The organism is Delftia sp. JD2 (assembly GCF_001682645.1).
GTDB lineage: Bacteria > Pseudomonadota > Gammaproteobacteria > Burkholderiales > Burkholderiaceae_C > Comamonas > Comamonas acidovorans.
In genome coordinates this window covers 1-24871 of record NZ_LFJT01000053.1, presented here as the reverse complement: position 1 = coordinate 24871, position 24871 = coordinate 1, and the positions used below count along the sequence as shown (strand labels likewise).

The 24871-nt window shown below is 61.4% G+C and carries 16 protein-coding genes; 11 read left to right on the top strand and 5 right to left on the bottom strand.

The features are described from left to right. Positions 1 to 64 precede the first annotated feature (64 nt). The 4 genes from kdpB to ACM14_RS23230 form a co-directional block, all read right to left on the bottom strand. Positions 65 to 2149: a potassium-transporting ATPase subunit KdpB gene (kdpB, locus tag ACM14_RS23245; protein ID WP_065347428.1), complete on the bottom strand. Its 2085-nt coding sequence runs from the start codon at positions 2147 to 2149 to the stop codon at positions 65 to 67. A 3-nt stretch (positions 2150 to 2152) separates the two neighbouring features. Next, positions 2153 to 2887 (bottom strand): K(+)-transporting ATPase subunit C, encoded by a 735-nt coding sequence (gene kdpC, locus ACM14_RS23240; RefSeq protein ID WP_065347427.1) that lies wholly within the window; start codon positions 2885 to 2887, stop codon positions 2153 to 2155. 78 nt (positions 2888 to 2965) lie between these two features. Continuing rightward, complete coding sequence (gene kdpA, locus ACM14_RS23235; protein WP_065347426.1) at positions 2966 to 4672, bottom strand: potassium-transporting ATPase subunit KdpA; 1707 nt, start codon at positions 4670 to 4672, stop codon at positions 2966 to 2968. 114 nt (positions 4673 to 4786) lie between these two features. Beyond that, complete coding sequence (locus ACM14_RS23230; RefSeq protein WP_013800438.1) at positions 4787 to 4885, bottom strand: potassium-transporting ATPase subunit F; 99 nt, start codon at positions 4883 to 4885, stop codon at positions 4787 to 4789. Positions 4886 to 5173: 288 nt separating this feature from the next. Here ACM14_RS23230 and ACM14_RS23225 point away from each other — a divergent pair, with 288 nt between their 5' ends. Further along, positions 5174 to 6799: a peptide chain release factor 3 gene (locus tag ACM14_RS23225; protein ID WP_065347425.1), complete on the top strand. Its 1626-nt coding sequence runs from the start codon at positions 5174 to 5176 to the stop codon at positions 6797 to 6799. 238 nt (positions 6800 to 7037) lie between these two features. Here the strand turns inward: ACM14_RS23225 and ACM14_RS23220 are convergent, their stop codons facing one another. Further along, the gene (locus tag ACM14_RS23220; RefSeq protein WP_065347424.1) at positions 7038 to 9575 is read right to left on the bottom strand and encodes a hypothetical protein; all 2538 of its coding nucleotides are present in this window, start codon (positions 9573 to 9575) and stop codon (positions 7038 to 7040) included. 448 nt (positions 9576 to 10023) lie between these two features. Between ACM14_RS23220 and ACM14_RS30890 the strand changes: the two genes are divergently transcribed. From ACM14_RS30890 to ACM14_RS23175, 10 genes are all read left to right on the top strand, one after another. Then, positions 10024 to 10377: an EamA family transporter gene (locus ACM14_RS30890; RefSeq protein ID WP_084027431.1), complete on the top strand. Its 354-nt coding sequence runs from the start codon at positions 10024 to 10026 to the stop codon at positions 10375 to 10377. 13 nt (positions 10378 to 10390) lie between these two features. Next, positions 10391 to 11386 (top strand): glycosyltransferase family 2 protein, encoded by a 996-nt coding sequence (locus tag ACM14_RS30885; protein WP_084027430.1) that lies wholly within the window; start codon positions 10391 to 10393, stop codon positions 11384 to 11386. A 9-nt stretch (positions 11387 to 11395) separates the two neighbouring features. Further along, on the top strand, positions 11396 to 12490 hold the full coding sequence (locus tag ACM14_RS23210) for an acyltransferase (RefSeq protein ID WP_065347423.1): 1095 nt from the start codon (positions 11396 to 11398) through the stop codon (positions 12488 to 12490). 243 nt (positions 12491 to 12733) lie between these two features. Further along, positions 12734 to 14548: a hypothetical protein gene (locus tag ACM14_RS23205; protein ID WP_065347436.1), complete on the top strand. Its 1815-nt coding sequence runs from the start codon at positions 12734 to 12736 to the stop codon at positions 14546 to 14548. A gap of 86 nt (positions 14549 to 14634) precedes the next feature. After that, positions 14635 to 15432 (top strand): HAD-IIB family hydrolase, encoded by a 798-nt coding sequence (locus tag ACM14_RS23200; RefSeq protein WP_043820300.1) that lies wholly within the window; start codon positions 14635 to 14637, stop codon positions 15430 to 15432. A gap of 640 nt (positions 15433 to 16072) precedes the next feature. Then, on the top strand, positions 16073 to 16660 hold the full coding sequence (locus ACM14_RS23195) for a fimbrial protein (RefSeq protein ID WP_013800427.1): 588 nt from the start codon (positions 16073 to 16075) through the stop codon (positions 16658 to 16660). A gap of 113 nt (positions 16661 to 16773) precedes the next feature. Then, positions 16774 to 17535, top strand: coding sequence for a molecular chaperone (locus tag ACM14_RS23190; protein WP_065347422.1), 762 nt, complete (start codon positions 16774 to 16776; stop codon positions 17533 to 17535). A gap of 274 nt (positions 17536 to 17809) precedes the next feature. Beyond that, on the top strand, positions 17810 to 20902 hold the full coding sequence (locus ACM14_RS23185; RefSeq protein WP_065347421.1) for a fimbria/pilus outer membrane usher protein: 3093 nt from the start codon (positions 17810 to 17812) through the stop codon (positions 20900 to 20902). Between the two features lie 660 nt (positions 20903 to 21562). Beyond that, a complete protein-coding gene (locus ACM14_RS23180) occupies positions 21563 to 22585 on the top strand; it encodes a fimbrial protein (RefSeq protein ID WP_084027429.1) in 1023 nt (340 codons plus the stop codon). Positions 22586 to 22782: 197 nt separating this feature from the next. Beyond that, positions 22783 to 24871 (top strand): proline dehydrogenase family protein (locus ACM14_RS23175; RefSeq protein ID WP_175403298.1); only part of this gene is annotated, 2089 nt, incomplete at its 3' end.

The following is a 24871-nucleotide window of genomic DNA, read 5'->3' as shown; positions in this document are numbered from 1 at the left end:
TTGGTTTTCTTGAAGAGAAGAGCAAAGCGGGGCCTGCCCGGCCGGGCAGGCGGGCCGCACAGAGTCACGCCAGGTTCAGAGCTACCAGCAGCATGTCGATCAGCTTGATGCCGATGAAGGGAACGACCAGGCCACCCAGGCCGTAGATCAGCAGGTTGCGCCGCAACAGGGCCGAGGCGCCGATGGCGCGGTAGGGCACGCCGCGCAAGGCCAGCGGGATCAGCACGATGATGATCAGCGCGTTGAAGATCACGGCACTCAGGATGGCCGAGCCCGGGCTGGCCAGTCCCATGACATTGAGCGCCGACAGCTGCGGATAGGTGCCCACGAAGGCGGCCGGGATGATGGCGAAGTACTTGGCCACGTCGTTGGCCACGCTGAAGGTGGTCAGCGCGCCGCGCGTCATCAGCATCTGCTTGCCGGTCTCCACGACCTCGATGAGCTTGGTCGGGTTGCTGTCCAGGTCCACCATGTTGCCGGCTTCCTTGGCCGCCTGGGTGCCGCTGTTCATGGCCACGGCCACGTCGGCCTGGGCCAGGGCGGGCGCGTCATTGGTGCCGTCGCCGGTCATGGCCACCAAGCGGCCTGCGGCCTGGTGTTCGCGGATCAGGCGCAGCTTGTCCTCGGGCGTGGCTTCGGCCAGGTAGTCGTCCACGCCGGCCTCGGCCGCAATGGCCGCCGCCGTGAGCGGGTTGTCGCCCGTGATCATCACGGTCTTGATGCCCATGCGGCGCAGCTCGGCAAAGCGTTCGCGTATGCCGTGCTTGACCACGTCCTTGAGCTCGATCACGCCCAGCACGCGGGCACCGTCGGCCACGACCAGCGGCGTACTGCCGCGCCGCGACACATCCTCCACCACCTTGAGCATGGCGGGCGGGAACTTGCCGCCCATGGCTTCAACGTGGCGGCGCACGGCGTCGGCCGCGCCCTTGCGCAGGCTACGCGTGCCGCCGTCGGGCTGCGGCATATCCACGCCGCTCATGCGCGTCTGGGCCGTGAAGGGCACGAAGACCGCATGCAGGGTTGCCAGGTCACGCTCGCGCAGGCCATGCATTTCCTTGGCCAGCACGACCACGCTGCGGCCTTCAGGCGTCTCGTCGGCCAGCGAAGCCAGCTGCGCCGCATCCACCAGTTGCGCGGCCGTCACGCCGGGCGCGGGCAGGAACTCGCTGGCCTGGCGGTTGCCCAGCGTGATGGTGCCGGTCTTGTCCAGCAGCAGCACGTCCACGTCGCCGGCCGCCTCCACGGCGCGGCCCGAGGTGGCGATCACGTTGGCCTGCATCATGCGGCTCATGCCCGCCACGCCAATGGCCGACAGCAGGCCGCCGATGGTGGTCGGGATCAGGCACACCAGCAGGGCGATCAGCACCGTCAGTCCCACGACCTGGCCGCTGCCCGTCAGCTCCACCGCAAAGGACGAATAGGGCCGCAGCGTGACGATGACCAGCAGGAACAGCAGCGTCAGCCCGACCAGCAAAATGGTCAGCGCCAGCTCGTTGGGCGTCTTGTGGCGGCGGGCCGACTCCACCATGGAGATCATGCGGTCGAGGAAGGACTCGCCGGGATTGACGGTGATCTGCACCACCAGCCAGTCCGACAGCACGCGCGTGCCGCCGGTGACCGAAGAGAAGTCGCCGCCGGCCTCGCGGATCACGGGGGCCGATTCGCCGGTGATGGCGCTCTCGTCCACCGAGGCCACGCCCTCGATCACGGTGCCGTCCAGCGGCACGGTGTCGCCGGCCTCCACCAGCACCCACATGCCCGAACGCAGTTCTTCGGCACCCACGGGATGCCAGCGGCTCTGGTAGTTGGCCTGCTCCAGCTTCTTGGCGACGGTGCTGCGCTTCATGCTGCGCAGGCTGGCGGCCTGGGCGCGGCTGCGCCCCTCGGCCAGCGCCTCCGCAAAGTTGGCGAACAGCACGGTGAACCACAGCCACAGCGCAATCGCCAGGATGAAACCCGCAGGCGCTTCGCCTTCGCCCGCCAGGGCCTGGGCCCAGAGCAGGCTGGTGAAGATGGCGCCCAGGTAGACCACGAACATCACCGGGTTGCGCCATTGCGCGCTGGGTGCCAGCTTGCGGACGGAGTCACCCAGCGCCTGGCGCACCAGCGAAGGATCGAACAGGGACAAAGCAGTTTTGCGCGACATGGCTTACTCCTTGGCGGCATGGACTGCCGCAGGCTGCAGCGTCGCGGCCGAAAGATCGTCCAGCGCCAGATTCAGCTGCAGCACGTTCACACGCGGCTCGCCCAGCAGGCCCAGCACGCGCGGCTCCACCTGCTGGCGCAACAGTTCCTGGACCTTGGCCACGGGCAGTTGGCGCTCGCGGGCCACGCGCGGCAGTTGCAGCTCGGCATTGGCCACCGAGATGTGCGGGTCCAGGCCGGAGGCCGAGGCCGTCACGGCATCCACAGGCACAGCGGCATCTGCCGCCAGGCCATTGAGTTCGCGGTAGGCCGCCACGCGCGCCGCCACGGACTCCTTGAGCGCCGCATGGGTCGGCCCCTGGTTGGTGGCAGCCGACAGCGCAGCGTTGTAGGGCGCGGCCACCGTGGCATCGGCCTTGTCGGGATCCGGCGCCGTGGTGGCGCTGGGCCGACCCTGGAAATAACGGGGCGAAGCGAACTCCTGCCCGATCAGGGCCGAGCCCACGACCGAGCCCTGGCGCATGACCAGGCTGCCATTGGCGGTCTTGGGAAACGCGGCCTGGGCCACGAGCGTGGTGACCAGCGGATAGGCCAGGCCCGTGACCACGGCGACGAACAGCGCCGACCGCAGGCTGGGACCGAACAGCGAGCGCAGCCCGCCAGGAACGGCCTGCGTTTGAGCCTGCGCATCAGCGCGCGGCACCGGCAAGGGGCCGGAAGTATGTGTTTGAACTTGCATCTCGAAACCTCCGCCGCACGGCCCTGCCAAGGCAGAACCGGCGGCCAAGAAAAAAACGGGCTCAGCTGGCTCAGGGATTCAGGGGTAGACCTGTCCTGACAGCATCTGCAGCTGCTCGACCACGGGCCCCAGGGCCAGCGAAGGCAGGAAGGTCAGCCCGCCGACCACGACCACCACGAAGACCAGCAGCCCCATGAACAGCGGCGTGGCCGTCGGGAAGGTGCCCGGCCCCGCAGGCACGGTGGGCTTGGCCGCCAGGCTGCCGGCCAGGGCCAGCATGGGCAGCAGCGTCAGATATCGGCCCGCCAGCATGGCCAGGCCGATGGTGGTGTTGAAGAACGGCGTGTTCGCATTCAGGCCCGCAAAGGCCGAACCGTTGTTGGCCGTGCCCGAGGCATAGGCATAGAGCACCTCCGAGAAGCCGTGCGGCCCCCGATTGGTCAGACTGGCCATGGTGTCGGGCCAGACCGCAGCCAACGCCGTGAAGCCCAGGATGGAGATCGGGTGCGCCATCACGGCCAGCATCACCAGCTTGATCTCGCGCGCCTCGATCTTCTTGCCCAGGAACTCGGGCGTGCGGCCGATCATCATGCCGGCCAGGAAGACCGTGAGGATGGCGTACTGCAGCAGGTTGATCAGGCCCACACCGTCGCCGCCGAACACACAGTTGAGCATCATCTGCGCCAGCGGCACCAGCCCGCCCAGGGGCGTCAGCGAGTCATGCATGGCATTGACCGATCCCGTGGTCGCGGCCGTGGTCGTGGCCACGAACAGCGCCGTATCGGCGATGCCAAAGCGCAGCTCCTTGCCCTCCATGTTGCCGCCCGGCTGGGTGGCGCTGATCTGCTGGTCGGCACCTGCGGCCGTGAGCAGCGGATTGCCGGCCTGCTCGGCCGTGAACACCAGCGCCAGAAAGCCCACGAACATCACCAGGCAGGCGCCGAACAGCACCCAGCCCTGGCGACGGCGCAGCAGCATGGAGCCAAGCGCATAGGTCAGCGCCGACGGGATCAGCAGCATGCCCAGGATGTGGAATGCGTTGGTCAGCGGCGTGGGGTTCTCGAACGGATGGGCCGCATTCATGCCGAAGAAGCCGCCACCGTTGGTGCCGATGTGCTTGATGCTCTCCAGGCTGGCCACGGGGCCGAGAAGAATCTGCTGGCGAGCGCCCTCCAGCGTCGTCGCCCAGGCCTGGCCATCCAGCGTCTGAGGCACACCCTGCCACACATAGACCAGGGCCACCACAAAGCTCAGCGGCAGCATCACGCGCCAGAGCATGCGCACATAGTCCACCCAGTAGTTGCCCAGGTCCGAGGCACTGGAGCGCGCCAGGCCGCGGATGACACCCGCCGCGGCGACCACGCCCGTGGTCGCGCCAGCGAACATCATGAAGGTGATGGCCACCATCTGCGTGGCGTTGGACAGGCTGCTCTCGCCCGAATACGCCTGCCAGTTGGTATTGGTCACAAAGGACACGGCCGTGTTGAAGGCCAGGTCCGGTGTCTGCGCCGCATTGCCCAGCGCATTGAGCGGCAGCCAGCCCTGCGCGCGCAGCAGCGCATAGCCCAGCAGCAGCATGGCGCCGTTGGACAGCAGCAGCGCCAGCCCGTAGCGCTGCCAGCCCATGCGCTCGGCCGGGTTCACGCCCAGGGCGCGAAAGCTCAGCCGTTCGATCCAGGCATGGTGCTCGCTCGTGAAGCAGCGTGCCAGCCACTGCCCCATGGGCACGGCCAGCGCCGTCATCAACAGCAGCACCAGTGCATATTCCATCCAGGTCAACCACATGGCGGTCTCCTTTCAGGCAGTCAAATCCGGCCCAGCGCTGCCACGAAGGCCAGCAGGCCCCCGAAGCAGCCCAGGCTCAGGGCGATAAAGATCAGGTCTTGCATCTGCGCCACCTCAGAACTGCTCGGGCCGCAGCAATGCGTATCCGAGGTAGACAAACACAGCCAGGGCGCCCAGGGCGCCCAGCCATCCGGTGATTTCGGTCAGGGTCATAGGAATTTCTCCCGCATCGGCACCGCTTGGCGGCACCTGTTGTTGCGATGGGGAAAACTCTAGGGCCGGGGCTGTCAAAAGCGGATTGAGATTGCGGCATGCCGTATCAAGACGGCATCAAGAAACCAGGGGCACGACTTACATCCCTGTTCGCCGATATTTCCAGTGCGAAAGTAGAATGGCGGCCATTTGCAGCCTCGCTTGGCTCCATGCCCAATGGCCGCCCGCGACAGACATTACGTCTCCCTTTCCTAGCAGGCACCGCCCTGCCTTTGCGCTTTCAATACTGTGTCATACGCCTCTGAAACCCGGCGCCGCCGGACTTTTGCCATCATTTCCCACCCCGACGCGGGCAAGACCACGCTGACCGAAAAGCTGCTGCTGTTCTCGGGCGCGATCCAGATCGCGGGCGCCGTCAAGGGCCGCAAGGCCAGCCGCCATGCCACCTCCGACTGGATGGAAATCGAAAAGCAGCGCGGCATCTCGGTGGCCAGCTCGGTCATGCAGATGAGCTACCGCGATCACGTGGTCAACCTGCTCGACACGCCCGGCCACAAGGACTTCTCGGAAGACACCTACCGCGTGCTCACGGCCGTGGACTCGGCGCTGATGGTCATCGACGCCGCCAACGGCGTGGAATCGCAGACCCGCCGCCTGATCGAGGTCTGCCGCCAGCGCGACACGCCCATCATCACCTTCGTCAACAAGATGGACCGCGAAGTGCGCGATCCGCTGGACATCCTCGACGAAGTCGAGCGCGAACTGGGCATGCCCTGCTGCCCCGTCACCTGGCCCGTGGGCCAGGGCCGGCAGTTCGGCGGCATCATCAACCTGCTCACCCAGACCATGACGGTGTTCCAGCCCGGCAGCGAACGCCGCCCGCAGGACTTCGAGGCCATCCCCTTGGCCGAGGCCGACAAGCTGCGCGCGCGCTTCGGCCAGTCCTTCGACGATGCGCTGGAAAGCATGGAACTGGCCCAGGGCGCCTCGGCCCCCTGGGACCACGAGGCCTTCCTGGCAGGCAAGCTCACTCCGGTCTTCTTCGGCTCCGGCGTGAACAACTTCGGTGTCATGGAAGTGCTGGATGCCGTGGTCGACATGTCGCCCCCGCCCGGCCCCCGCAAAAGCTCGCTGCTGGTCAACAAGCAGCCTGTGGAAAAGATCATCCAGCCCGAGGACGAAGGCTTCTCCGGCGTGGTCTTCAAGGTCCAGGCCAACATGGATGCCAACCACCGTGACCGCATCGCCTTCGTGCGCGTGGCCTCGGGCAAGTACACGCCCGGCATGAAGATGAAGGTCCAGCGCACTGCCAAGGAGCTGCGCCCCACATCGGTCGTGACCTTCATGAGCCAGCGCCGCGAAGCCGTGGAAGAAGCCTATGCGGGCGACATCATCGGCTTCACCACGCACGGCGGCGTTCAGCTGGGCGACACCATCACCGACGGCACCAACCTCCAATTCACGGGCCTGCCCTTCTTCGCCCCGGAAATGTTCATGACCGTGGTGCTCAAGAACCCGCTGCGCACCAAGCAGCTGCAGCAGGGCCTGATGCAGCTGGGCGAGGAAGGCGCCATCCAGGTCTTCAAGCCCGAGGCCGGCGGCAACATGCTGCTGGGCGCCGTGGGCCAGCTGCAGTTCGAAGTCGTCCAGCACCGCCTGAACGCCGAATACGACTGCGACATCCGCCTGGAAGGCTGCCAGTACACCGGCGCCCGCTGGATCACGGCCGACGCCCCGGCCGAGCTGCGCGAATTCGAGAACGCCTACCCGCTGCGCATGGCGCGCGATGCGGCCGATACGCTGGCCTATCTGTGCACGTCACCCTATGACGTGCGATTGGCGCAGGAGCGGTTTCCGAAGATTCACTTTCATCCGCTGCGGGAGCATGCGGGGTTGGCGTTGCAGCGTGGCTAAGACAGCAATCCCCATGAACTGCATGGCGGCCTACCAGGCCATCAAGCTCCCCTGAAGGCCAGCCCCCGATTCAGGGGCACGGGCCAGCAGCCGGGCAAAGGCCGAATTCGGTTCGAGCAAAAGTCCCGACCTGCGCCCAGAAATTCACGATCTTTGAAGGCAAGGGAAGGGCTTGGTGCAGCAGGATCTCCTGATGCATCGGACCCAAGAGCCTTGCTCGGCAAATCCGTAAAGATTTCTATCGCCCCTCTTTTTTGATGGCAAACCAGTGCAGGCGTCTGTACTCGCCCATCCATGTCAACGAGGCATTGGAACGCAGATCGTTCGCCTGTGCAGCTTCCACAACCACGCGCTGAGCACCTGTCTTGGAGAAGTCAAACCGTTGTGGATGGATATCGACGCGTACATAGTCGACCGATGCTGCAGACGCACGGTAACCTGAGACATTTTCAACACTAGCGTCCGTGTAGAAACCAAGATGCTGATAGCGATTAACCACGGGCCATTCTTTTTCGGGCAACCCCATTCTGGACCACAGCTCCTTGTGCGGGTAGTACAACACACCATTGGAAATTGGAAATCCTGCTGCAGCGAGCATGTGCGGCCCTATGCCGTCGCCATTGAGCAAAATGGTCCTCAAGTGTCTGCCCTCTGAGTTGATGACATAGGGGATACTCCCTTCTGCTAGGCTCACGCTCTTGGGCGCCCGCAGCACAGGATTGAAAGTCAGTGTTGCAAGCAGATGCACGGCGATCAACATGGCAACGGCGGCGCCCACTTTGCCCCTCAGCATCCACCAGCACATCATCGTTCCGACAATGACCATGGCCGATGTATAGACCCAACTGCCCTCCGGCATGAAAAACAGTGGTGTGCGATAGAGCATCCATGCAATCACCACTGCGCTGCCGAGAGCAGCCAGTGCCGGCACAAGCCAGCTCGTCCACCAACCGGGCGCTGGCTTATCGGCCAGCACACCCTTCTCGGCCGCCAATGTAATCAAAACGACGCTCACCAGCCCCATACCCACATCCATGCGGAACGTGGGCATATTTCCCCAAAGTGTGTATTTGGCCAGCCAGATCGGCACGCCGACAAAGCCGTAGATCCAGTAGCAGGCAATGAAGGCCGTGCATGCTGCGACAGCCCAACGCCGCTCTCGCCGCTGCACCAGATGGCTAACGCAAAGCACAAGCAACATCAAGGGCAACAGGAAATAGGAACTGGCGGAAGACTGGTCGGTATGCGCTCCAGATGCATGTGTCACGATATCCGCGTTGTTGTATCCACGCAGATGCCACAGCCAGTCCAGATCCCCCCCAGGCAGCGCGCCTCGCTTGCCGGGATATTCGGTTGCCCGCATCAATGCAACGGCGTCGTGCGTATCCATCCACCAGCTGCCTAGCAGGGCCGCGGCAACCACCCCCGCCGCCACGGCGCCTAGCACCTGCGGCATGCCCCAATGCAGCCGATCACGATTGTCTAGGCACCAGCCCACACCGACGAACAGCAGCAAACTGCCAACGATGATGAGCCAGGTGGGATACAGCACTAGGAACCAGCACGCCATCAGCCAGCCAAGACCGAGGCCTAGCAATAGCGCATGCCCGCGACGTGTGGTCTGCATCAGCTTGCATGCGAGCACAAAACCCAGTGCCGGGAACATCGTGGCGTACAGGGGCCAGTTGGACCAGGCGGCAGCGTAGGGGGCCACGCAGAAAGCGAACGACAAAGCCAGATTGAGCCCGCGCCTGTCAGGCCGCAGCACGTTGAGCAGCAGCCAGACCGAAAGCAGGCCACCCCAGAACGGGAGCTGCCATTGCCAGCTCATGGCCTGGCGCAACGGCAGCAGGAAATATCCCCAGGTCGCAGGCTTGGCCAAAGCGGCCCAATTAGTGATCGGAACACCCGTCATGCCGATCACACCCATGTTCTGCCCACTCAAACCGATATTGGTATTCACGACCGGAAACTGCGGCTCATGATTGACCTGGGCCAGCACGTTCGGCATAAGCACGCCCCACTCGTCTCCACGAATGTCGCGCAGGTCGAACAGGCGCGCCTGGCTCCCCTTCGCGCTGAGCAGACTCTGCCCTATCGGGCTCTCCAGAAGCAGGTTCATCGAACTGCCGGTAATGCCAGTGGTCACCAGCACGGCGAAGGCACCGACGATCAGCAGGTAACCCGTTCGCTCCTGCGTCCACTGGGACAGACGGCGCGCCAGCCTTGTGCGCTCAAGCCTGCCGAAACGGATGAGCAGCACGACGACCAGCACGATCCCCAGCGCCCACCAATGGCTTTTTTTTATCCTCTTGACGATCAATTCGGGGCTGCCACCCAACGAGCTTTGCAGCAAGAATGTCTGGCCCCCCGGGTAGACGACCTCAAGCCGGATGACATGCACACCGCCAGGAGGCTTCGCAGGTAATGTCACCGTCCAATCGAAGCCCACGCCCACCTGACCACCGGTGTAGGGGCTGTCCGCCGACAGCTCCGGCCTCGCAGTCCACGCCACATCCTTCGCCTGGAATTCCGTCCCCAAAATGGAAAGCTTCATCCCAGGTGGAGCCGTCCCGTCCTGACCTGCCAGCACCCATCCTGTAAGCGACAGCTTGCTGCTGGGCTCATCGAGCGACCAATGCTCCAACGCACCCGATACTCGTGTCTTCTCCGGAGCCTGGGCGTGCCCCCCCACCGACACAAAGAGAAAAATGAGGGCAAAAAGGAAACGAAACATCAGTATTACGGCAATCTGTGAAGTCAGCACAGGCAACATCCCTCGACTGCGGCGAGGCATCGCCAGAAAGATGGCTAATTTACTCGACTGCGGCAAAGTAGCTCGTGGGAAAAGGCCGCAGTCGATGGCACCTAATGCATGAGCCGGCCAACGCAGTACGGCATTTCCACTAGCTGTACCTCGCGGCCGCCGCGGCCGCCACAGGCCATGCACACTGCACGCGCGCGGCCTGCCGTACCTGCATAATCAGCAACGCCTGCCGCACCAGGCGAGCTGGCGGCTGCCCGCTCCATCAATCCTCGCCCTAGTCTGACATCCGCATCAATGGGACCTCACTCGCAGCCGATCCAGATTCCCGCAGCATTTTGCAACCAGCGCCCTAAGTGCAGCCGAGCCGCAAGGAAAGCTCCTCAGCCATCCCGGCCCGTCATGTTTGCCTTGGCAACACCGGGCAGCACGCCTACCAAGACAACACACCTTACAACACATGACACCTTTTCTCACCAGTCTAGCTGTTATTTGCGTCCTCGGCATTTCGCTGGGGCAGCTGCTTTTCAAGAAGGCAGCAGCCGCTATTCCGCTTTCCCCCTCTCTGATGGATATTGCCCTCAATGGCTGGCTGCTTGCGGCTTTCGCGCTTTACGGAGTCACCACGCTGGCCTGGGTGTGGGTTCTGAGAAGTGCACCTCTGTATCTGGCTTATCCGATTATGGGACTGGCCTTTATAATTGTGCCCAGTCTGGCTTGGCTATTTCTGAACGAGCCAATGCACCCTAGAACTATTATCGGAGGCATCTTCATTGCAGCAGGGATAACCATTGCATCCCAAGCACCCAATTAACAAAACAGATCACATGAAAATTTCAGTTGCCATCCCTTGCTACAAAGTCACACAGCATGTCATAGAGGTGATAGAAAAAATACCCGATTGCGTAACTGCAATATATGCCGTAGATGATTGTTGCCCTGATGGCAGTGGAAACTGGATTCTGCAGAATTGCAAGGATCCCCGGGTGAGGGTACTTTTCCACACAAAAAACCAAGGCGTGGGAGGAGCGGTAAGCACGGCTTATGGCCAAGCGATCAAGGATGGAATGGATATCGTAGTCAAAATAGATGGCGATGGACAGATGAATCCTAAGCTACTTCCGCTTTTTGTCACCCCCATCATCCAAGGAAGAGCAGACTATACAAAAGGCAATCGATTTTTCAGGCTTGAATCAGTGCAAAGCATGCCAAAAATCCGCATTTTTGGGAATGCTGCACTTTCCTTCATTACCAAAATCAGCTGCGGATACTGGAACATCATGGACCCGTCCAACGGATATACAGCCATCCACACGAGCGTCTTACGAGAACTACCCATCAGCAAGCTGGAAAAACGCTACTTCTTCGAGACCGACATGCTCTTTCGGCTGAACACCATCCGTGCTGTCGTCAAAGATATACCCATGGACGCAGTCTATGCAGATGAAGAGTCCAATCTCAAGATAAACAAGATCCTCCCGGAATTCCTGAAAAAGCATGCCATCCGCATAGGAAAACGCTATTTCTACAATTATTTTCTGAGAGATTTTAACGCCGGAACCATATATAGCATCTTTGGCGTCCTTTTTTTATCCTTCGGAATAATTTTCGGAGGAATTCATTGGATCAGCAGTTTATTGGACAATCTCCCGGCAAGCAGCGGAACAGTTATGCTCGCTGCCTTGCCTGTCATCATTGGAATCCAGTTCCTCATCGCCTTTCTGCACCACGATATTAGCAGCACCCCTCAGGAGCCGCTTAGCGGACTGCTAATGGACGCATGCACGCTCAAAGACTTTAGAAAAGATAGATCATCCTCTTGAGGAACCCCAATGTTAAAAAACGTGCAAACTTTGCGATTCTTTGCCGCATTCTGGGTGGTACTCCACCACATGAGTCCACCCGTGACGCCATTCACACTGACAATATTGCCAGAAGCGGTCACTCGACTGGGTTTTGCTGGGGTTGATTTATTCTTCGTAATCAGCGGACTGATAATGGCTGAAACCACGAGGAATCTAAAACCCGGATGGCATTCATTCGCACGTTTTTTAACGCAGCGATTTGGCCGAATCTACATTGGCTGGTGGCCATTTTTCTTTGTTTACCTCATCGCTGCATGGCATTTCCAAAATATCAAGCCTCAGACAAGCCTGTTGGGATCTTTCTTCCTGTGGCCTCAGGATTTAATGCTCTACCTTCTTCCCATTACTTGGACGCTGAGTTTTGAGCTGTATTTCTATGTCGTCGTTGCCTTGATTGTCCTCTGGCAAAGACGCCATGCGGCAAAGATCCTAGGGATCTGTGGCCTTGGCATCATCATTTTCAATGTCTGGCTGTACAAGAACGGGATGTACCTCCCTCAAAATGAAGAGAAGGCCAAGGCGAGCCTGCTGATTCCCTTCTACGCATCTCCGCTTGTCGTGGAGTTCATCGCAGGCTTTCTGCTATCGGAATTCGTCCGTCGACGGCCACAGCAATATATCTCTATCTGGGCGACTGCTGCCATTGCCTTTCTAGCTGCCGCATACTTCTATCAAATTCATGGGAATTTGAACGCCAGCGGGATGGCCGGATTTTTCCACGCCGGAGAAAGAGCCGTTCTTTTCGGTGGGTTCTCCTGCTGTCTTGTGGCCTGCGCCATGGAGTTTGAGCGAAAAAACATCACCCCGTGGAAATTGTTGCAATCCCTGGGAGATGCCTCATACAGCATATATCTCAGCCATATCATGGTGCTCGTTGCGATGAGCATCATCTATTTCAAATCACCCGTGCGAATTCCCAATACCATCTGGGCTCTTGCAAGCATATTAGCCACACTGGTATTTTCCTGGCTTTGCTACCGCTTCGTTGAATATCCGCTCTATCAGATATTCAAGAAAAAAGTCTCCACCTGGTTCGGATTCTCCTCACGCAAAGGCGCTTGACAGCAGGAACTTCCTCTTTCATCGAATCTCCAACTCGCGACAGTAGTTCTCCCCAGATACTCCCCTACACGCTGGAAAAATATAATCCAGAAAATCATGAATGAGGCCAGGGGCATCTTTTAAGAGTCCCTGCTTTTTATCATAACTCAAGCCTCTGCAATTCCTGCGTCTTCCCAAATGACCCCAACCCGTATTTCACCAAAATCATTCCATCTTTCCGCGCTGAACTTGGTGGGACTGGTGATGTTTGCCACGGCCAATTTTTCACAGGCAGGAACTGCTGCAAGGCCATCCGATCAGCCCTTGATTATCGCACCCACCGTCGAGGGCGTATATTTGTGCGATGAGGCCGTTGCAGACAAGAAGATCCGGACCCTCAAAGAGGCCTATGCGTTCTGCCGCAAACGCGGCATGGATGGTGCCACGGCCGTCACGCGTCTCCTCGATACACTGGAACCGGGTGGCCCCAAAGGCTCTGTTCAAATTGGCTACACGGCAACCCTGCAACTGCTCGACCTATATCACCGCACGGGAAAGGGCTGGGAAATTGATGACTCCAAGGTTGACAGTTTCCTGAACGTCATCCGAAAGATTCCACGCCCCGTCGTTGTTTATTTTGCGGCCGACCATTTCGATTCATTAGGGCCCATCGTAGAGGACCTGCGCAAGACTCCCGAGAATCTGATGCAGTTGCGTGATGGCAAGCCGTTGCAGTTGGACTACTTCGGCTACAGCATCCTGCCCTATACACTTGCGACAAATCCGGAAATTCCTGTCAACCACTATCGCTTCAAGGCACTTGAGCATGTGGCAAAAAAAATCCAGGAACTGCCTCTGCCCGTGCAAAATCGCATCGTGGCCTATACGTTGGCCGGTGAGCTTCACCATATGTTTCCAGACTTCGAGAATGGAATGGGCACCTATAGTGACATCCGTGTGACGGACTACAGCCCGGAATCGATAGAAGGCTTCCGACAATGGCTCCGCACACACTACCGGGACATTCAACGATTCAAGGCGCAGACCGGCTTGGACTACGCGTCCTTCGATGTCATCCCTGCCCCCTCCAAGGATATTCGGAAAGAGAAACTCGGCTCCTTCGGCGAGCACTACGACGCATATGCCGACGGCACCCTGCCTGTTGCAGGATGGCTCTGGGATCCCGCACAGATCGTGGATAAAATCAACCTTTATGTGGATGGCAAGCTTGTCGGACCCATGGCCCGCAGCCTCAATCGCTTGGATGTCTACCGTGCCGTCGATGAAATCACAAACCCCAACACCGGTTTTCGGCGCGACATTGACTTCAGCAAACTGAAGCCCGGTCCTCATGTGGCCCAAGTAGTGGTCCTATCCAAAGGGCGGCGCTACAAAATGGCTGATGTGGATTTCGTGGTGGTGCCACGGGATCAAAGCAGCCCACCACCCGGATTGGAGCCTCGGCGGCTTGGTTGGATGCCAGCCTTTACGGCGCTGGAGCGCAAGGGCGTTCGCTCATGGCTGGACATGCCTCCCCCATTGCAGGACGTCTACTACAACCCTCTGGCACGTGACTGGAACCACTATCGAGAATCTCAAGTCTTCAATTTTTTGAAGACCTTCCATGAGCGCGCCCTCAAGGCGGGCCTGCCCGCAGCCAAGCTGTACTCCCACCAAATCATTCCCGATGTGAACCCCTCGTGGAATCCGCAGCTGTTCGCCTCCACCCAGACCCTGGATGGCAAGGCACCTTGGAAGCAGGGCCTGAACATGTACGGCGGCGCCACAAACAGCGACTGGCTGCGCGGTTTCATGAAGCAGCACCAGATCGGCAGCGGCTACGGCGCGCCCGAGTTCAATCCGCAGCAATGGAAACTTGACGGAACGCACCTGGCCGCGCTGAAGGCCCACTATGACGCAGGCGCCACCTTCATCAGCCCCTACTACTTCTCGGTGATCAACCAGCGCTTCAAGGGCGCAGCCGAACACGGCGTCAACCGCATGGAGCTGTCCCCAGACAACCCCAAGGACGGCTCCGACAAGTTCTACAAGGCCATCGTCGAATTCGCCAGGCAGTAGGATGGAGCCCTTGCGCGCACGGTCCGTGCGCGCAAACGCTGCCCTTTTACAAGCCGCCCCGGGCGGCTTTTTGCATTTTGACGACCGTGCCTACAACCCTCCAGCCGCTGTCCCTCTGGACACCTCCCGCATCGCCGCTCGGCATTCTCACCGACATCGACGACACCCTGACCACCGAGGGCGTGGTGCCGGACCATGTCGTCGATGCCATCGCCCGGCTCAAGCAGTCCGGCCTGCGCGTGGTGCCGATCACGGGCAGGCCCGTGGGCTGGAGCGAGCCTTTTGCCCAGGCCTGGCCTGTGGATGCCATCGTGGCCGAGAACGGCGCCGTGGCACTGCGGCGCAATGCGCAGGGCGGGCTGGACAAGCTCTACCAGCAGGACGAGGCCACGCGCACCGCCAACTACGCGCGCATGCAGCAGGTGCTGGCCGAGATCGAGGCCACCGTGCCCGGGGCGCTGCGCGCCACCGACTCGGCGGGCCGCGAATGCGACATTGCCGTGGACCACAGCGAATTCACCCAGATGCCCCAGCAGGACATTGACCGCTGCGTGGCCATCATGAAGGCGGCGGGCATGAACGCCACCGTCAGCTCCATCCACATCAACGGCTGGTTTGGCGCGCACAACAAGCTCGAAGGCGCGCGCTGGATCCTGCGCACGCTGTTCGACATCGACCTCGACGCCACGCTGGACCGCTGGATCTACATCGGCGACTCCACCAACGACCAGCTCATGTTCGAGCACATGCCCCACAGCCTGGGCGTGGCCAACATCGCGCGCTTCGTGCCCCAGCTCAAGCACCTGCCTCGCCACGTCACCCAGGCCGAGCGTGGAGACGGCTTTGCCGAAATGGCGCAGTACCTGCTGACCCAGCGCCCCTGATCCACAGGACCGAGGGCCGGTGCAGCCCTTGCAGGCCTGCGCCTTCGCCTTCGACTACCCCATCGGCCCCTCCTGATCTGCGGGACCCGCGCTCCCCCCGCAGACACCATCACCCTCAGCACAGCCAACCGCCCGGCGCAGGCGGGCTGTGCACCCTCTTTTCCCCATTCGACAGAGCAAATCTAGGACTATTCCTAGATCAAGCATCAATTATCAGAATGCGCCCTATTTCATATAGCGGCGGTGCACACCTAGAATCCATCACATACCCAAAGAACAGGTTTTTGTTTCGCCTTTTTCTTTGACAGATTCTCTCCTGCACCCCATCCGCGCCATTGGGCACTGGTGTATTTGAACAATTCAACTTCAAACATGCCAGAGAAACAAACCTCGCCCATCCCTCGCCAACGCTCCCTCATCCGAACAATTTCTCCATGTCAGCGCCACCACCTATTCCAGCATGATCGCACCCCTTGCAAACCCTTGACCATGCTGACAGTTACCAACCATTGGATTGATGAGGTGAACATGGAACACTGATGATTTATTAACCACTCAACCATTCACACACTCTCTTATTCCACCAGCGCATTCATCGCTGCTGGAATTTCATTTATCTCTTCAACTCGAGGGAATACCCATGAAAAAGATCGCATTGCTGACATCGGTTGCCGGCCTGGTCATGATGGCCATGAACACCGCTCAAGCAGCAGACGGCACCATCAACTTCACGGGCGAGGTGGTCACCACCACCTGCAAGGTGGACACCACGGTCGCCGGCGCCGCCAAGGACGGCGTGAAGCTGCCCAACGTGGCGAACAACCAGCTGGCCACTGTGGGTGCCACGGTCGGCCGCCAGGCGTTCTCGCTGGAACTCAGCGGCTGTGAGCTGGCCACCGCCACCTCCACAGCACCCGTCTCCAAGGTAGCCGTGTTCTTCGAAGCCGGCCCCAACGTGGACCTGGTCACCGGCATGCTCAAGCCCGCAGCGGCCAGCGGTACTGGTGCGCCCACCGTGGCCTCCGGTGTCCAGATCGCCATCGTGGATCCCAGCAACAACGAGCGCCTGAAGATCGGTTCCGCCCAATCGCGCTTTGTGGACATCGACAACAAGGTCGGTGGCAATGGCCGGGCCATCATGCGTTTCGCCTCCGAATACGTGGCCACCGGCCCCGTGACCGCAGGCCGTACCGACACCTCGGTGACCTACTCGCTGGTCTATCAGTAATCACTGACTTTCAGGCATATCGGCCGCCTTGCAGTGGTCGATATGCCGTGTCTTCTGCTTTCCCGACATGGGCCTGGCCCCATTCTTTCGCTCAAAACCCAGAGAGTTCTCCGATGCTGACGATCAAACGTTCATATGGGCTTGCTGCCATCCTGTTGTCCCTTCTTCTTGGAACGGCGGCACAGGCCAGCGTGACATTGACGGGCACGCGCATCATATTCCCCAGTGGCGAGAAGGAAGCCACCATCCAGCTCACCAACGAAGGCAGCAAACCTGCCCTGGTGCAGACCTGGCTGGACAAGGGCAACAACCAGGAATCGCCTGAGAACATCGACGTTCCCTTCGTCATCACGCCCACCATCATGCGCATCGAGGCGGGCAAGAGCCAGACGTTGCGCATCATCTATTCGGGCGAAGCACTGCCTGCTGACAAGGAATCCCTGTTCTGGCTCAACGTGCTGGACGTCCCGCCCAAGGCGGAAATGGAAGGCGACTCCAACAATCTCCAGTTCGCCTTTCGCACACGCGTCAAGCTCATGTACCGGCCCGGCAATCTGCCCGGCAATGCCCAGGAGGCTCCTGCCCAGCTTCAATGGTCGGCAGGCGTTGACGCCAAAAACCAGCCTGTGTTGAAAGCACGCAATCCCAGCGCCTTTGTGGTCAATGTGGCTGGCGTTGAATTGCAGCTCAACGGCAAATCCTTCGAGGCAGGCGTCGGACCCGTTCTTCCCGGTCAGGTGGCCGCCTTCCCAATCAAGGAACCTGCGGGTGCCAATATGGCTGGTGCGACCGGTGCCACGGTGATGTTCAGCAGCATCAATGATTGGGGCGCCAGTCTCAACCACGAAGCCAGAATTGGCAATTCCGCCCAATAAACAGGGCAATGCGAGCAAAGCCACGCGAATCCCCCGTTCTCTCCGGCCTGATTATCTAATGCCACTGCATTTTCAGCCCGGCCAGCACACCGATACCCAGCGTTAATACCCGGCGAAACGGCATCGGTCTCTTTACCGGGACTGGCACATCGGCCTTGGCCGTTCGCTTTGCATCGGGCGCACAGCATTAGGAGATAAGCAAATGATCAGGCCAGTCTTTCCAGATTCAGAAAAGGGAATCAAAAGCCGGCATACAAGGCAAGGAAAAGGAACAATGCCGGGGCCAGGCCAAGGCCCTGCCGGATATTTCCAACTGAAGCCCGGCCATGCGCTGCTGCTCTCCGTGCTGGTCTGTTGGCAGTCCGAGGCCCAGCAGGGACAGCAGGTCAAGGAAGTCACGACCTCCACGTCCACCGGCCAGTGGCAGCCCACGCCGGCTGCCGTCGACTTCGACCCCAGCTTTCTGAACACCGGCAAGCAGACCATTGACGTCTCGCGCTACTCGCGCGCCAACGTGGTCACGCCCGGCAACTACAGCCCCGACATCTACATCAACGGCAACTGGGTTGGCCGCAGCGAAGTGCAGTTCAAGGCACTGGCTGGTTCGCAGGACGCGCTGCCCTGCCTGGACAAAGCACTGCTGGAGAAGGTGGGCATCGACCTCTCGCGCCTGCCGCCCGAGGCCGCCTTGAAGCTGGTGGCCGACGGTGGCTGCAACCGTCTGGACCAGATCGTTGCAGGCGCCTTGACCAGTTTCGATTTCGGCAAGCAGCGACTGGACCTGAGCGTGCCCCAGGCCTCGCTGCGCCGCTCGGTGCGCGGCTATGTCAGCCCCGACCAATGGAGCGCCGGCGTGCCTGTCGGCCTGCTCGGCTACCAGTTCAACACCTACCACGGGCGCTCCAGCAACGCAGAAAACACCACGCAGAGCTACCTGGGCCTGAACGGCGGCGTCAACATCGACCGCTGGCATTTCCGGCACAACGGCTCCTTCAGCTGGGCGGACACTGGACGGGGCAACTACCAGAACATCTCCACCTACGCACAGCGCGACATTGCCGACTGGTCTTCCCAGCTCATACTGGGCGACACCTACACGGGTGGCGACCTGATGGACTCCACCTCGTTTCGCGGCATACGCTTGAACAGTGACGACCGCATGCTGCCCGACTCCCAGCGCGGCTACGCGCCCGTGGTGCGCGGCGTGGCCAACACCAATGCCCGAGTCACCATCACGCAGAACGGCATCAAGCTCTACGAAACCACGGTGGCGCCCGGCGCCTTCGTCATCAACGACCTCTACCCCACGGGCTACGGTGGCGACCTGCAAGTCAGCATTACCGAGGCCAATGGCGCCGTGCGCAGCTTTGCCGTGCCCTACGCGGCCGTGCCGCTGTCGCTGCGCGAGGGGCAGGACCGCTACAGCCTCACGGCGGGCGTGGTGCGCCACCTGCCCAATACCTCACCGCTGTTCTCGCAGGCGACCTGGCAGCACGGCTTCACCAACATGCTGACCGGCTACGGCGGTGTGTCCGTGGCAAAGGGCCATATCTCGCCCATGATTGGCGCGGCGCTCACCACGCCCTGGGGTGCCTTTGGTGCAGACATCACGCACGCCTCCACCAGCATTCCCAATGACGGCTCCTTTTCCGGACAGAGCTTGCGTGCCAGCTACGCCAAGTCCTTTGCGCAGACCGGCACCCACGTGGCCATTGCCGCCTATCGCTACTCCACCAACGGATTCTTCGGCCTCAACGACGCCATGCGCGCACGGGATCAGGCCAATCTGCTACGGCCCTCCACGGACCTGTACCGGCCTCGCAACCGCGCCTCTCTGGTCATGGGCCAGCAGTTTGGCCCCGGGGGAGGCAGTCTCAGCCTCACGGCGTCCACTGCCAAGTACTGGAACCGCCAGGGCTCCAACGTCGACTACGCCATTGGCTACAGCAACTCGTTCCGCAACATCTCCTACAACCTCTCTGCGGCGCGCCAGCGTGATGCCTGGGGACAGTCCAACACGTTCCTGCACGTGGGCCTGTCGATTCCGCTCAGCATGGAGCGCGGCATGATGCTCTCCACCAATACCAACCGCGACTCGCGCGGCCGCGTGCAGGCCCAGGCCAACCTGTCCGGGCTGCTGGGCGACGACAACGCCATCTCCTACGGCCTCAGCGCCAACCACAACACCGGTGGCATGAATGGCAGCAGCACCAGTGCCAGCGCCAACGCCACCTACCGCGCATCGCAGACCGAACTCAGCGGCAGCGTCAGCGCCAGCAGCGGCTACCAGCAGTTCTCGGTAGGCGCGCGTGGCGCCATCGTGGCCCACCCGGGCGGCGTGACGCTGTCGCAATCGGTATCTGACACCTTTGCCATCGTGGAGGCCAAGAACGCGGAAGGCGCGCGCATCAACAACGCGCCCGGCGTGAAGGTGGACAGCCGGGGCTATGCCGTCGTCCCGTATCTGACGCCGTTCTCGATGAACGAGGTCTCCATCGATCCCAAGGGCCTGTCGACGGACGTGGAACTCAAGGAAACCAGCCAGCACGTCGCGCCGCTGGCCGGCGCCGTGCCACTGCTGGTGTTCAAGACAGCCTATGGCCGCTCGGCCGTGATCCGCGCGCGGCAGGCAGGCAACATGCCTGTGCCCTTTGGCGCCAGCGTGCTGGACATGGACGGCAAGGAACTAGGCGTGATCGGCCAGGCCGGCAAGCTGCTGGCGCGCGGGCTGTCAGACCAGGGCGAGCTGCAGGTGCAGTGGAAGACGGACACCGGCATGGTGGGCTGCAACCTCTCCTATACCCTGCCTGAAAGAAAGCGCAGCACCACCTACCAGCCGCCGCAAAGCCTGGAACTGCCCTGTGTGGCCAGCAATAAGCTGCTGCCTGCGGCCACCGACGTGGCATCGGCCAAGCCGGGCAAGACCGCGGCAACCTCAACCGCAACCACCAATGCCAAGACAGCCGTGGCAGGCGCCCCGGCCTCCAACGCTGCGTCGGCCGTGGCTCTGGCCGGCATGACCCAGGAACGTACGGCAGCAACGGCACCGGCCACGGTAGTCGCCAGCGCCCCGGCAGTCACTGCGGCGGCAGTGCTGCCCGCTCGTGCCACACAGCCGAGCGACAGCCAGCAGGCACTGAAGCTGGAGCGCAACCTGGACGGCCTGCGCATGAGCGTCAAGATCAGCGCCTTGCCCACCACGGTGCCAGTCACCAGCAACACGGGCAGAACTCCCGTGGCGGCAGGGCACGACGCAGGCACCGGCAAGCACAAGCCGCCGCAGCAAACCCTGCGGGCTGACCGTCCGCTGGCCATCCTGCAGCCCAGCCTGAAGATCAGCGCCTTGAAGGCGGCTGACAAGACCTGAATCTGAGGCGAACCCTCTTCCCAAAAGAGGGTTCGCGCTAGCCCAGGAAACGCCACATGGTGCGGCAACCGACAAGCATTTCGATAGTGCCCTTTTACGCGCCAGCGGCACGCAGCACTGTGCGGCCGTACCGTACACAACGCACTCTTGCAGTCATTGGCTCGTGCTGCCACGCCTGCTTGCCGTTTGACGGCTGCAACCGGCGGCTCGGCTGCGCCGCAGATTGAAAAAATGAGCGGTTCAATATGCAATACCGTGCCGGCAGCAATTCTGGCCAACTCTTGGTCTATTTTCAAATAAGCACACCATTAAGAATTACCCCTCAGGTGCTCACCTGCCGTGTATCCGCCCCCTATCAATCTTCTTTTGGGAAATGTGCATTTTTCGTCTTCCACGCCCGTGAGCACCACTTCGCAGAGCTGTAGGCAATACCAACCAGTGGTTTGCAGGCAGCGCCGTATTCTGGCACGGCAAACTGGATATTCCCTTGAAGGCCCGCCATCTGAACACCGCTCCCCAGGTGACGCCGGGCAAGGCCAATGGTGCGGCCACATTCACGATGAGCTATCAGTAGCACGGTCTGATACTTCTGAGCCTTTGGGGAACCAACGTTCATGCGTGCATTGGGCAGACCTTACCCGATGCTCGAAAGGAAACTCCGTGAAAAATGCACTTCGCATCCTCAAAAGTTCATTTATTCCATTGACTTGGGCCTTGACTACCCCTTCAACATGGGCCTTGTGCAAATTGAACACCAGCGACGGCTTGCCGTACTTTACGGCAGAACTCTCCGGCATGACAGTTCCCGAATTCGCACCTGGTGACTACGACATTGGAAGCACCATCTACAAATACAGCGGCCCGTTGAAACTTACCAATAAAATCCCAGAATCCAAGAATCCACAGTTTGAATGTATTCCTGGAATAGAAGACTACCTCACAGGCATCGGCCCTCATGAAAATGGTCTTTATGCAGCCCCTGGAACCATCAAGAATATCAAGTTAAAATTAAGCGCCTTCACAATTCCGTTCCCTTTTTTGGTCTACTCAACAGTTCCAAAGACAAGTGGCAATTGGAATGAAGCGAGCTTTTATTATGATATCGAATTAATCAAAACGGGCCCCATCTCCAGTGGGGGCACATTATCTGGCTCATTCGCTCAATCCCGTGCCAATGATGCGACCGGACAATTGCTGGTCGATTTTCGTTTCGCGGGCCCGGTCGTCATTCGTCCCCGCGTTCCTACCTGCAAGGTCAGGGTGAAAGAAATAAGGTTCGACATGGGCGCCGTGCTCATAAGGTCGTCCGGTGGCGTGGGAGCCACCAGCGCCAGCAGCGAGGAACAGAACATTCAGCTGGACTGCTCGGGCGGCGATACAGGGACCGCAACGCAGGTGTACGTGACACTGACCGATGTGACCGACCGCAACAACACGTCCTCCAACCTCACGCTGAACAGGACCTCCACGGCACGAGGCATTGCCGCGCAAATCCTCAGCAACGGCAAGCCGGTGCGGTTCGGCGCAGAAGCGGACGACACCAGCCGATGGTTGGCGGGCGACGTTCCCCAAGGGCAGACGGCGTTCTCGATTCCGCTGCAGGGACGCTACGTGCAGACGGAAGACCGGGTTGTACCCGGCAGCGCCAACGCTTCCGCAGAGTTCACCATCCATTACCAGTAAGCGCAGGCGCTGGAGCCATCCGCAGGACGACCCGGGAAGCCGTGAGAGCGGCCCGCCTGGACGGGCTCCATGGGACCCAGCTTGCCTGAGTAAATATAAAGGGTTTACCCCCTATCAAAAAAGGTGCAACCCATGTGAAATCACGCCGAATCCGGTTGCACCCCAGTCATCGAAAAAGCACTTTCCCTTTCCAATCCATTATGTCCACCACCGTAGGCATCAAAGTCGACGACGCCTTGCGCGAGCGCATCCGCGTCGCAGCCCAGCAGATGGGTCGCACACCGCACTGGCTGATCAAACAGGCCGTCGTCCAGTACGTCGATGCGCTGGAGCGCGGCGCAACCACCATCCGGCTTGCAGGCGCAGGCGACAGCCCTGGCGATGTCGCGATCGAAGAGGCGCAACCCAACGCTGGCCAAGAGGTACAACCTTTTCTGGAATTCGCCCAGTCCATCCTCCCGCAGACGCCGTTGCGCGCTGCCATCACGGCCGCCTGGCACCGGCCGGAGCCCGAGTGCCTGCCGGTGCTGCTGCCGCTGGCACGTGCCCAGGATGCCCAGCAGGCCAACAAGGTCCGCGAGCTGGCGACCCGGCTGGTGCAGGGGCTGCGCGATGCGCCGGCCGGCAGCGGCGTGGCGGCGCTGGTGCAGGAGTTCTCGCTGTCCAGCCAGGAAGGCGTGGCGCTGATGTGCCTGGCCGAGGCGCTGCTGCGCATTCCCGACCGTGCCACGCGCGATGCGCTGATCCGCGACAAGATCAGCAAGGGCGACTGGCGCGCCCATGTGGGCCGCTCGCCCTCGCTGTTCGTCAACGCGGCGGCCTGGGGCCTGGTGCTGACGGGCAAGCTCACGTCCACGAGCAGCGAGAAGAACCTGTCGTCGGCGCTGACGCGCGTGATCGGCAAGGGCGGCGAGCCGCTAATCCGCCAGGGCGTGCACCGCGCCATGAAGCTGATGGGCGAGCAGTTCGTGACGGGCCAGGACATTGCCGAGGCGCTGGCCAACAGCCGCGCCTATGAAAAACAGGGCTTTCGCTACAGCTACGACATGCTGGGCGAGGCGGCCGCCACCGATTCCGACGCACAGCGCTACCTGCAGGCCTACGAGCAGGCCATCCACGCGATTGGCGCGGCCTCCAACGGGCGCGGCATCTTCGAGGGGCCGGGCATCTCCATCAAGCTGTCGGCCCTGCACCCGCGCTACAGCCGCGCGCAGTACGAGCGCGTGATGACCGAGCTGCTGCCGCGCGTGCTACAGCTGGCCGAGCTGGCCAAGCAGTACGACATCGGCATGAACATCGACGCCGAAGAGGCCGACCGGCTGGAGCTGTCGCTGGACCTGCTGGAGGCCTTGTGTGCCGCGCCCTCGCTCAAGGGCTGGAACGGCATAGGCTTTGTGGTCCAGGCCTACCAGAAGCGCTGTCCGCAGGTGCTGGACTACCTGGTGGACCTGGCCCGCCGCAGCCGCCGTCGCCTGATGGTGCGCCTGGTCAAGGGCGCCTACTGGGACAGCGAGATCAAGCGCGCCCAGGAAGGCGGCCAGGCCGGCTACCCCGTCTATACGCGCAAGGTCTATACCGATGTGAGCTACCTGGCCTGCGCGCGCAAGCTGCTGGATGCGCCCGATGCCATCTACCCCCAGTTCGCCACGCACAACGCGCAGACCCTGGCCAGCATCTACCACCTGGCCCAGGCCGTGGGCGGCAGCTACTACAGCGGCCAGTACGAGTTCCAGTGCCTGCACGGCATGGGCGAGCCGCTGTACGCACAGGTGACGGGCCCGGCCTCCGAAGGCAAGCTGGCCCGCCCCTGCCGCATCTATGCGCCCGTGGGCAGCCATGAGACGCTGCTGGCCTATCTGGTGCGCCGCCTGCTGGAGAACGGTGCCAATACCTCGTTCGTGAACCGCATCGGCGATGCCTCCGTGCCGGTCTCCGACCTGGTGGCCGACCCGGTGGACGAGGTGATGAAGATCGCGCGCAACGAAGGCCGGCTGGGCGCCCCCCACCCGCGCATTGCGCTGCCGGCCGATCTGTTCGCGCAGCAGGGAGACAAGGCAGGGCAGGCCCGCGCCAATTCCCAGGGCCTGAACCTGGCGCACGAGCAGCAACTGGCCTCGCTGGCCGCCGCGCTGCTGCACAGCACGCGCCAGACCTATCTGGCCGCCCCCGCGGATGCCGACCTGCCGGCCGACCCGGCGCGTACCGAAGGCTGGCAGCCCATGCGCAACCCGGCCGAGCTGTCCGACATCGTGGGCTGGGTGCGCGAAGCCACGGCGGCCGAGGCCG

Bases quoted from the DNA above. Each gene is read 5' to 3' on its own strand.
- kdpB (WP_065347428.1), bottom strand. From the start codon at position 2,149: ATGTCGCGCAAAACTGCTTTGTCCCTGTTCGATCCTTCGCTGGTGCGC.
- kdpC (WP_065347427.1), bottom strand. From the start codon at position 2,887: ATGCAAGTTCAAACACATACTTCCGGCCCCTTGCCGGTGCCGCGCGCT.
- kdpA (WP_065347426.1), bottom strand. From the start codon at position 4,672: ATGTGGTTGACCTGGATGGAATATGCACTGGTGCTGCTGTTGATGACG.
- ACM14_RS23230 (WP_013800438.1), bottom strand. From the start codon at position 4,885: ATGACCCTGACCGAAATCACCGGATGGCTGGGCGCCCTGGGCGCCCTG.
- ACM14_RS23220 (WP_065347424.1), bottom strand. From the start codon at position 9,575: ATGTTGCCTGTGCTGACTTCACAGATTGCCGTAATACTGATGTTTCGT.
- ACM14_RS30890 (WP_084027431.1), top strand. From the start codon at position 10,024: ATGACACCTTTTCTCACCAGTCTAGCTGTTATTTGCGTCCTCGGCATT.
- ACM14_RS30885 (WP_084027430.1), top strand. From the start codon at position 10,391: ATGAAAATTTCAGTTGCCATCCCTTGCTACAAAGTCACACAGCATGTC.
- ACM14_RS23210 (WP_065347423.1), top strand. From the start codon at position 11,396: ATGTTAAAAAACGTGCAAACTTTGCGATTCTTTGCCGCATTCTGGGTG.
- ACM14_RS23205 (WP_065347436.1), top strand. From the start codon at position 12,734: ATGTTTGCCACGGCCAATTTTTCACAGGCAGGAACTGCTGCAAGGCCA.
- ACM14_RS23195 (WP_013800427.1), top strand. From the start codon at position 16,073: ATGAAAAAGATCGCATTGCTGACATCGGTTGCCGGCCTGGTCATGATG.
- ACM14_RS23190 (WP_065347422.1), top strand. From the start codon at position 16,774: ATGCTGACGATCAAACGTTCATATGGGCTTGCTGCCATCCTGTTGTCC.
- ACM14_RS23185 (WP_065347421.1), top strand. From the start codon at position 17,810: ATGCCGGGGCCAGGCCAAGGCCCTGCCGGATATTTCCAACTGAAGCCC.